This is a genomic window from [Clostridium] fimetarium, assembly GCF_900111235.1.
GTDB classification, from domain to species: Bacteria; Bacillota; Clostridia; order Lachnospirales; family Lachnospiraceae; genus Clostridium_N; species Clostridium_N fimetarium.
Genome location: NZ_FOJI01000018.1, coordinates 66,212 through 76,093 on the forward strand (window position 1 = coordinate 66,212; position 9,882 = coordinate 76,093).

8 protein-coding genes and 1 pseudogene are annotated in these 9,882 nt (G+C 30.7%); 8 read left to right on the plus strand and 1 reads right to left on the minus strand.

Translation table 11 applies throughout. The annotated features are described in order from the left end of the window. The first annotated feature begins 95 nt into the window (after positions 1 to 95). The 3 genes from BMY18_RS17865 to BMY18_RS17875 all read left to right on the plus strand — a co-directional run bounded on the left by BMY18_RS17865 (position 96) and on the right by BMY18_RS17875 (position 3,456). A complete protein-coding gene (locus BMY18_RS17865; RefSeq protein WP_092456964.1) occupies positions 96 to 1,292 on the plus strand; it encodes a hypothetical protein in 1,197 nt (398 codons plus the stop codon). A 22-nt stretch (positions 1,293 to 1,314) separates the two neighbouring features. Then, on the plus strand, positions 1,315 to 2,697 hold the full coding sequence (locus BMY18_RS17870; protein ID WP_092456967.1) for a lipopolysaccharide biosynthesis protein: 1,383 nt from the start codon (positions 1,315 to 1,317) through the stop codon (positions 2,695 to 2,697). A 96-nt stretch (positions 2,698 to 2,793) separates the two neighbouring features. Beyond that, on the plus strand, positions 2,794 to 3,456 hold the full coding sequence (locus tag BMY18_RS17875) for an acylneuraminate cytidylyltransferase family protein (protein ID WP_092456970.1): 663 nt from the start codon (positions 2,794 to 2,796) through the stop codon (positions 3,454 to 3,456). A 4-nt stretch (positions 3,457 to 3,460) separates the two neighbouring features. On the opposite strand, the gene BMY18_RS17880 is transcribed toward BMY18_RS17875, so the two are convergent. After that, on the minus strand, positions 3,461 to 3,967 hold the full coding sequence (locus tag BMY18_RS17880) for a VanZ family protein (RefSeq protein ID WP_092456973.1): 507 nt from the start codon (positions 3,965 to 3,967) through the stop codon (positions 3,461 to 3,463). Positions 3,968 to 4,195: 228 nt separating this feature from the next. Between BMY18_RS17880 and BMY18_RS17885 the strand changes: the two genes are divergently transcribed. From BMY18_RS17885 to BMY18_RS21725, 5 genes and pseudogenes are all read left to right on the plus strand, one after another. Then, positions 4,196 to 5,707, plus strand: coding sequence for an LCP family protein (locus tag BMY18_RS17885; protein ID WP_170841478.1), 1,512 nt, complete (start codon positions 4,196 to 4,198; stop codon positions 5,705 to 5,707). 415 nt (positions 5,708 to 6,122) lie between these two features. Beyond that, positions 6,123 to 6,890: a YveK family protein gene (locus BMY18_RS17890; protein ID WP_170841479.1), complete on the plus strand. Its 768-nt coding sequence runs from the start codon at positions 6,123 to 6,125 to the stop codon at positions 6,888 to 6,890. Between the two features lie 17 nt (positions 6,891 to 6,907). Further along, positions 6,908 to 7,585 (plus strand): CpsD/CapB family tyrosine-protein kinase, encoded by a 678-nt coding sequence (locus BMY18_RS17895; protein WP_092456982.1) that lies wholly within the window; start codon positions 6,908 to 6,910, stop codon positions 7,583 to 7,585. A 46-nt stretch (positions 7,586 to 7,631) separates the two neighbouring features. Continuing rightward, on the plus strand, positions 7,632 to 8,492 hold the full coding sequence (locus BMY18_RS17900) for a hypothetical protein (RefSeq protein ID WP_092456985.1): 861 nt from the start codon (positions 7,632 to 7,634) through the stop codon (positions 8,490 to 8,492). A 679-nt stretch (positions 8,493 to 9,171) separates the two neighbouring features. Then, a pseudogene (locus BMY18_RS21725) lies at positions 9,172 to 9,720 on the plus strand (sugar transferase); the annotation flags it as partial. Between the last annotated feature and the right edge of the window lie 162 nt (positions 9,721 to 9,882).

Sequence of the window (9,882 nt, forward strand, 5' to 3'; positions counted from 1 at the left end):
TTTAGAGTGAATAACTCCAAATATTATGGGCATTTTACTTTGGGGATATGTTTTTATAGTAAAAGGATTCCTTGAAGGAGAAAATAATCAAAACTATGATCAATTATGATAAAGATAAAGTGTTTTTTTGGCTAGAGATAAATAAAGATTCTTTTTTAGCAAGGATAAAGTGTACTGTAAGATATATATTGAGATGTTCAATTAGAAAACAATTAATTAATGATATTGATTTGAGTAAAGATAACATCTTTTTCATGTCAGATAAAAGAAGCGATTATATTGGGCTTTTCAATGAAGTTTATAATCAATGTAATTATAGTAAAGGTATATTAGAAATAACAAGAATAAAAACGATAAATTTAGGCAATTTTATATTATTAATTAAAAATATAAAATTATTATTTAAAATAAATAAAAAAGAATTATTAAATATAGCTAAAGAATGCTTAGAATTAGATTTATCTAACGTTAAATTTGGGCTATTAGAAAAACTTTATATCTATTCTAATTTAATTTCGTTATTTGAATTTGAAAGTTTAATAGATAATTTAAAATGCAAAAGAAATATAATTGTTTTTGCAGATACTAAACCACTAGAAGGAGTTTTAGTTAAAAAAGCAAATTCAAAAGGAATTAATACGATAACTATGCAGCATGCAATTTTTAGTGATAATTTAAATTTACAATCAGTAAATATATTAAATTACCTTAATGTTCCATCGAAAAATATACTCGTTTGGGGGACTATGACCAAAAATCTTTTCTTGAAATACAACCCCAGATCGAATATTCATGTACTGGGAAACCCAGTATTAAGGAATATAGAAAATGCAAAAAAAGAAAATACAATCGGTATTGTTTTAGATATACCAGAAATGGTTGTTTATAATCAAAAACTTATAGATATCGTTTGCAAAATTGCAATAGAACATAATAAAGTAATTATTATTAGAAAACATCCGGCAGATATTAAAAATAAGTATGTTATAAATTATAATAATATTATATATAATAAGAATCTTGATGAAGCATATTTTATAGTGGGACACACTTCAACAATGGTATTTACTTATTTATCGCAAGGATGTAAAGTGTTACAGTATAGAAGTGATTTGATTTATAATAGACTATCTGAATCTTTAACATTTGAAAATATAGAAGAATTAAGAAGTAGGATAAAAAATATAGAATCTTTAGATTTTTCAATTGAATCTAAGAAGCACGTTACTTATATTGGTGAAGAATCAAAAATACTATACAAACAATTCTTTGATAAAATAAATGAAATATAATTGAATAATGGAGTAATATGTAATGAAATCAAAAGATTACGCTAAAGTAGGGACCTATTATATATTTGGTAATTTCTTTAATAAAGGGATTGCTTTTTTAACTATCCCAATTTTCACTAGAATCTTATCTACGTATGATTATGGTATAATTAATACATATTCATCATGGGTAAGCATAATGTCGATGATTTTAGGCTTAGCATTGCATATGGGGATAAGAGCTGCGTATATAGACTATAAAGACAATATTAAGGAGTTTGTATCATCGATTGTTTTTTTAGATATAATATTCTCAAGTCTGATATCTTTAATTATCCTGGTATCTAGTTATTTGTTTTTGGACATAAATATGACATTCGTCAGTTTGTGTCTATTAAATAGCTTTTTTGCAGCAATTATGGAAGATTATAGTATGTATCTAATGATGGAGTATAGATATAAGGTGAGAACTACGCTAATGATTTTGCCCAATCTGTTATCAATTATTATTTCAATGATACTATTAATGAATATTCAAAGTAATGATAAGTATATGGAAAGAATTGTTCCAATGGCAGTTATTTGCATTATTTTTGGATTTGGAATTCTAGTTATAATATTAGTAAATGGCAAATGCTTTATTAAATTAGAATATTGGAAATTCGCCTTAAAAGTATCTGTGCCATTGATATTTCATGGAATCTCATTAAGTATATTATCACAATCAGACAGAATAATGATTACTTCAATCGTTGGAGCGGACCAAGCTGGAATCTATAGTTTGGTATATAATCTAAGTGTGATTACGTTGGTATTAGGTGCATCACTAGAAGGCATTTGGATACCCTGGTTTATGATCAATATGAAAAGTAATAATATTGAAATTATTAATAAAAAAGTAATTGATTATGTAAACATAATGACTTATGCAATGATTATATTGTTGTTAATATCAGATGATCTATTGAAAATATTAGCACCACAAAAATATTGGTCCGGTATTATTATAATTCCAATATTAATACTTTCTAGTTACATTATATTTATATATACATTATATGTTAATATTGAGCACTATTATAAAAAGACTGTATATATTGCGATTAATACATTAATCGCAGCTGTGAGTAATATTATATTAAACTTCATCTTTATCCCTAAATTTGGATTTTATGCAGCGGCTTTTACAACATTGTTTTCATATATTCTCTCTTTTATATTACACCTAATATATGCTAAAAAGTTAGAGAGGGATTTGTTTCCTTTGAAGATACTAGTAAAGCCATTATTACTTATTTCTGTAACCATACTTATTTTTTATATATTTATAGATTATGCATTTATTAGATGGATTTTACTAATACTATTTTTAGTGTTTTTAACAATTAAAGAAAAGAAACGGCTTATTGGACTTATGAAACATTAAACTATTGACTTATAACATAAGTAAGGAAATCGTTATCTGCTTTAAAAATTAGAAATATAGCGAACTAGCATATCCTAATCTTATGAGGTGAAATATATGAAAACAGCATGCTTTATTCCTATAAAAGAAAATTCTGAAAGAGTTCAAGGAAAAAATTTTAGAGTATTAAATGGTAAAAAATTATATGAGTATATTATTACACATGCAATTGAGTCCGCATGCTTTGATGATATATATATAGATACAAATAGTGAGGAAATTAAGGAATATGCATTGAGTAAAGACTTGAAAGTTATTGAACGGTTAGAAAGTTTAGCTCAAAACACTGCGAATGGAAATGATTTGCTTAATTATCATATTGAAAAATTTCCTAACTATGACTATTATTTTCAACTATTTGCAACTGCTCCATTTTTACAAATTGATTCTATACGAGATTGTTTTAATACATTAACCTCCAGTGAAAAATATGATTCATGCTTTACCGCATTAAAAAGAAATGGATTCTATTGGTTTAATTATTTGCCCATAAATTATAGACCAGAAATTCTTCCAAGAAGTCAAGATATTACCAGTCTAGCTGAAGAAACAACTGGATTATATGGGATAAGTAAAGAATCATTAAAAAAGTACAGATGTAGAATTGGTAATAGACCATATATAAGATATGTGTGTTTATTTGAAGCAATTGATATTAATATGGAGGAAGATTTCGAAATCGCAGAAATTATTGGGAGTATGTATTGGGGATATAATTGATAGATTAAACTTTCTTGAAAACATATCTCACTTTCCGACAAAAATCCTTTACTATGATACACAGATATGCTCCAGCAGTTCCACTAATAACATCAATACACACGTCAGAGATATGACTTCCTCTCTGAATTATATAGGCTTGATGAATTTCGTCACAGGAAGCTATAAATATAATTAGTGAAATTGTAATTACAATGCCAGATATTTTCACACGACGCTGTAAGAGATACATTCCAGCAAATGCGAAGAATCCCAATGTTGTATATTCTATGATATGAGCAAGCTTTCTTGTGGGCATATATAGAGAAGTGATTAGCAAATTTAAATTATTATCAGAAAGATTTAATGAAAATATCTGATTCCATTTCATTGCAATATAAGTAGACAGCCTATTGCTTAACCCGTAGGACTGAGGACCTGGTTGGCTTGAAAAAAAGAATATCGCGCATATTGGTATAGAGATAAAAATGATATAGATTAGAATACTGAGTATTGTATTTGTTTTTTTCATAAAAGTAGCACCTTTAGTCCTTTCAGTAAAATAAAATTATGGTTCTTTAATAGATTGAACGCATATAGCTAGTTAGTATAGCACAAAAATATACAAAAGATAGCCTGTATTTAAGAATTCATATAATAATGTGCTTGATATAAGGCGTTGATATGACAAAGCTTAAAGTTGTAAATAAAATTCATTAGTAGTATAATGAATTTTATTACGTTAAGAAAGGGTTGTATTATGTCAAATATAAAGTTGTTATTTTCTGGTTCGTCTTCATTGACTCCAAGAGAGAAGAAAAAAAAGAGAAAATTATGGAATAGGTATATAGGAGTCTCACTTGTGATCATTCAAATCATAATATCCATTATGTTTTTGGTCGCTTTGTTTCATTTGAATGTAATTCCAAACAAATATTTAATAATACTGATTGTTGTATTAGTACTTATTACCGCATTTAATTTGTTTTCACAGTATACGAAAGCAAATATTTTAGGTAAAATAATTGCAGTTTTATTATCAATTGTATTATTATTTGGATTTTTATTCGTGTCTAAGACTTCGAACGCTTTAAATGATATAACGAAGCCAGCTACAGTAAATACCACGGGTATTTCTGTTATAGTTTTATCCTCTGACCCAGCTCAGAAATTAAGCGATGCTCAAAAATATAAGTTTGGTTATAATTCAGCCATCGATAAATCGAGCACAGATATCGCCGTAACTCAGATTAATGAAAAGTTAGGAAGCGCAATAGATACAACTGGTTATGCGGATTGGGATACACTTGTGAATGCACTTTATAATCACGAAGTAAAAGCAATTATTCTAAATGAGACTTATCGTTCTGCAATAGAAGAAACATATATTGACTTTGGCACAAAAACCAAAGTGATTGATGATTCAATCTCTATTGAGAATCAAAATACAGCTGTAGCTCCATCCGATATAAATGTTAGTACGGATGCATTCACAATATACATTGCAGGAAATGATCAGGCCGGTGCAATTGCTTCTACAGGACGTAATGATGTGAATATTATTGCTACGTTTAATCCGAAGACAAAGCAGGCGCTTCTTGTGACAACACCTAGAGATTATTATATCCCAGTAGTTGATTGGGTAGGTAATACAGGGTTGGAGAAGCTAACACATGCAGGTAACTTTGGAGTGCAAGGCTCAATGACAGCACTTAAAAATCTATATGGTGTCAATCTTGATTATTATGTGAAAATCAACTTTACTGGTACTGTAGGAATTGTTAATGCACTTGGTGGTATTACGATAGATTCCGAGGTTGGGTTTAAATCAAGTTTTATACCATATACATTTGTAAAAGGACAAAATAATCTTGATGGTGAAAAAACATTAGCTTTTTGTAGAGAACGCTATGCATTTGCAAATGGAGACTTTCAACGTGGACGTGATCAAATGGCTGCAGTAAAAGGTATCATTGCGAAAGCATCTTCGCCTGCTATTATCACAAATTATTCAGCAGTATTGAATTCGGTATCAAGTCTGTTTGGGACGAATATGCCAGCAGATGCAATCACATCATTAATAAAAGATACGTTAGATACATCGACACCATGGAATATACAAACATATGATGTAAGTGGTTCTACAGCCACAAGACGCTGTCAGTTATATGGTTTTGACGCATCGGTTGTATTGCCAGATTATAGTACAGTGAATACGGCAGTACAATATATGAACAAAATTAAAAGCGGAGAAACATTTCAAATAAAATAATGTAGTCTGCAATCTTTTGTATTATTCATAAATCATCAAATAGTATTAATATCAAAATTAATGCAATGGAAAAACACATTGCATCGAAATATAAGTTATGATATAATCAAAAAATGTAAACAAAAAAGCGATTTTACACTACCAAAGAATAGTAATGACTTACAACATATATTTATATTATAAGTAGACTTAATTCTAATTATAACCAATGCAGAATGTTAGCTTATGTAGTAGGCGCTGAATGCATGTTGCCGATATCGAACAGCCGGAAGAATTAAGAAATATACCAACAAGAGAAAATATAATTTCACCAGTTTAAAGGTGAAGGTTATATTTTTTTTTGTTGTACTAAAAGCCATTAAAAATGGATGATGAAGCGGATAACAGAGAGAATATATTTGGAGGGACTAAATTAATGGAAATAAACAGACAAAGTGATGAGGATGAAATTGATATAGGACGGATAGCTGCAGTTCTATTACAAAAGATAGTAATAATTATTGTGACGGGCGTAATAGTAGGACTGATTGCATTTCTTATAAGCAAATTATATTTGAAACCAGTTTATGAATCTACAACTATGCTGTACGTTCTTAACAGACAGAGCCAGACAACGACTACATATAGTGACATCCAGTCTTCATCGCAACTCACTAAGGATTATAAGCTTCTTATAACAAGCAGAACAGTTATGGAGCGAGTAATAGGTGAACTGAACTTAGATATTACGGCTAGTCAGCTAGCAAGCAGTATTTCTGTTGTTACACCTCAAGATACTCGCATACTTAAGATTGTGGTAAAGAATAATGATCAGTATAAGGCAAAGGAAATAGCAGATAAAGTCGCACAGATATCGTCGGACAGTATATGTACAACAATGCAGATTGAAGACGTTAATATCGTAGATAAAGCAGACTTCCCAATCTCACCAGTAAGCCCTAATGTTAAGAAAAACATGGTGCTTGGAGGAATCCTTGGAATATTACTTGCATCAGCAATAATAGTCATTCGATATTTTATGGATGATACAATTAGAAGTTCAGAAGAGATTGAAAGGTATATTGGAATTGGTACACTTGCACTTATTCCTATAGCTGAGGAGACAAATGATGAGAAGAAGATTAAAAAGAAAGTAATGAAAGATAAAAATAAAAAGAAAAAGGTTCCTCAAATAGTAACATAAGAAAGTAGGCGAAAGTAATGACAGCAATTAATATTGAAAGAAAAGAAAATCTTGATTATAAAAGTAACGAGGCATATAAGAGCTTAAGAACGAATATTCAATTATGCGGTTCAGATATCAAAGTTATAATGATAACAAGCACTGCGCCGAATGAGGGGAAGTCAATGGTGTCGTTTAATTTGGCGGTATCCCTTTCTGAAACTGGTAAAAAGGTAATTTTTATTGATGCCGACCTTAGAAAGTCTGTAATGGTGGGACAATATATGATCAATATGTCAGTTATGGGGTTAACTCATTTCCTGTCAGGGATATGCAAGTTCGAAGAAGTAGTGTATTCCACTAATTATGAAAACTTAGACACCGTATTTGCAGGACCAGTTGAACCTAATCCAGCTGAATTACTTAGTGATATATCATTCAAACATTTGATTAGTACCCTTCGGGAAACATATGATTATATAATAATTGATACACCGCCATTAGGAAATGTTATCGATGGTGCAATTGTTGCACAGGAATGTGATGGAGCAGTATTTGTAATTGCAGCTAAATTTGTAAGTCATAAGTTTGTTAAGAACGCAGTAGCGCAGTTGAAAAAGACGGATTGTAAGATATTAGGAGCTGTGCTTAATAAGGTAGATATGAGCGAGAATGGGAACTATGGGAAGTATTATGGGAAAAAATATGGAAAGTAATTTGATGCTGTAGTAATTAATCAGCATATAAAGGAGAGGTCTTATAGTGAAAAAGAAAATAGTGACAATTGCTATTTCCGTTATTTTAGTATTGTTAGTTACATCAGCGGCTATTGTTATTGCAAGTGAAGATAGAACAGCACCCATCATTACATTAGATATTCCAATAGGGAATAGCGTAATATATTCGAGTGGGGAAGATAAGGGAGAGCTAATACGATATGTGAAGGCGGTTGATGATATAGATGGGGATGTGAGTAATTCAATCAAGATAGAGGATGTTTATCCAACAACAGATCTATCAACAGTAAATGTGATATATATAGCAAGAGATAAGAGTAATAATATTGCTAAAATTAGTTATGTTTTTAATTATATTGCAAGCAAACAAGAGATAGAAAATCAGGCTAAGATTAACCAGAACGCGGCGAATGCAGCAGATTCAGCGAATGCAGCAAATATATCAGCAACAAATGGTACATCAACGAAATCACAAGAATCTGCTAATATAGCAACAGTAGCACCGTCAAATCCTGTGATTTCACTTGCACAAAGTGAAGTAACCATCACGCAAGGCGATATTTTTAATGTAGTTCAGTATATTAAAGATATTACGGATGACAAAGACACCAGAAGCTCATTGTTTACAAGAATCTTTGCAAGTGGCTATGACGCTAGTAAAGTGGGCGATTTCCCAATGGATATCTATTGCACAGATACGGATGGTAATTCATCAAACATAGTAAAATTTATCTTACATGTAAAGGCAAAAAAGGCAGAAGCTCCAACAACAGCCCCAATAACAGCGCCAATAACAGCCCCAATACAAGCGCCCGTCCAAACTGAAGCACCAATACTACCGACAGAAAAACCGACGGTAATACAAACGACACAACCAACAGTATAACCGCAAAATATACTTGGTTTAAATTGAAAAAGTATAAATAACTATAGAGTATAACAAGTATAGATGAAATGTAATGAAAGATTAAATTGAAAGACAACGGGAGAGGTAACTTAATGGATTCTTTAAAAATATTTTTTGATCAGTACAATAGTTCCAACAGTTTAACATTGATAATAATATACATTCTTGTTATATTGGTGGCATTTGGTATATGCGTTCTGGCATCTTATAAACTTAAAATTTATAGCAATAAGAGGCGTAAAGTCAAGCCCAATAGTTATGAGCCTACTATATATGCAATTGTTGGAGGAGCCAGTGACAGCGCAAGATATAAGAGGCCCTAAAAATGAGTGGTGAGAATAATAATAGAGTACGTAGCTATATAGTATCATTAATTGATTTGCTATCGATAATAGTAGCGTTTTGCTTTTCAATTATGACTAGAAATGGTGATTTGGAAAATATCAATATTCATACAGAATATCAGGATGCGCTACTTATAATATTATTACTTTATCTTGTTATCTCGAGATACTATATGAAAGTAAGCAAAGATATATTCAAACGCGGTTTCATAATTGAATTTCTAACGGTTTTGAGATCTCAAACATTGGTCTTACTCAGTTGGTTTTGTTATCTCTTTATTACGAAGCAGGGAAGCTCTTATTCAAGATTTGTGTTCGTAATATTCTTCATTATGGGTACAATCACTATATATGTTGCAAGATGTTACCTTAAGCTATTTGCATTTATAATGCTAAAACGTGTTGGGAAGAATGGCGGAATTTTCAATATATACAAGTTTCGTTCTATGTATATAGACGCAGAGGAACGAAAAAAAGAATTAATGGTTCAGAATGAGATGCATGGACTGATGTTTAAAATGAAGGATGATCCTAGAATTACGAAAATCGGAAAGTTCATAAGAAGGACAAGTATCGATGAATTGCCACAGTTCCTTAACATTCTGAATGGGGATATGAGTCTTGTGGGGACAAGGCCTCCTACGGTAGATGAATTTAATCAGTATGAGGTAAAACACAGGAGACGAATGAGCATTAAACCTAGACTCACTGGCCTATGGCAGGTGAGTGGAAGAAATGAAATTGATGATTTCGATGATGTTGTTAAGTATAATTTAGAGTATATCGATAATTGGTCGGTTGGGTTGGATATTAAGTTGATGTTGAAGACGTTGGCGGTGATAGTTGGTAGGACTGGGAATTGAGAGACTTGATGTAGTGGAAAATGCTATTCGCTTAATTATTTCATCAAAATCAGTCTAAATAATTAATTGCAAAAGTCAATATAAAAATGTAAGTTTTATACAAAATAATGATGTATGAAAACCTACATTTTTATTTTGTATTTTATGATGCATCTTCAGACA

Coding starts and splice junctions, on each gene's coding strand:
- BMY18_RS17865 (WP_092456964.1), top strand. CDS start 96: ATGATCAATTATGATAAAGATAAAGTGTTTTTTTGGCTAGAGATAAAT.
- BMY18_RS17870 (WP_092456967.1), top strand. CDS start 1,315: ATGAAATCAAAAGATTACGCTAAAGTAGGGACCTATTATATATTTGGT.
- BMY18_RS17875 (WP_092456970.1), top strand. CDS start 2,794: ATGAAAACAGCATGCTTTATTCCTATAAAAGAAAATTCTGAAAGAGTT.
- BMY18_RS17880 (WP_092456973.1), bottom strand. CDS start 3,967: ATGAAAAAAACAAATACAATACTCAGTATTCTAATCTATATCATTTTT.
- BMY18_RS17885 (WP_170841478.1), top strand. CDS start 4,196: ATGTCAAATATAAAGTTGTTATTTTCTGGTTCGTCTTCATTGACTCCA.
- BMY18_RS17890 (WP_170841479.1), top strand. CDS start 6,123: ATGGAAATAAACAGACAAAGTGATGAGGATGAAATTGATATAGGACGG.
- BMY18_RS17895 (WP_092456982.1), top strand. CDS start 6,908: ATGACAGCAATTAATATTGAAAGAAAAGAAAATCTTGATTATAAAAGT.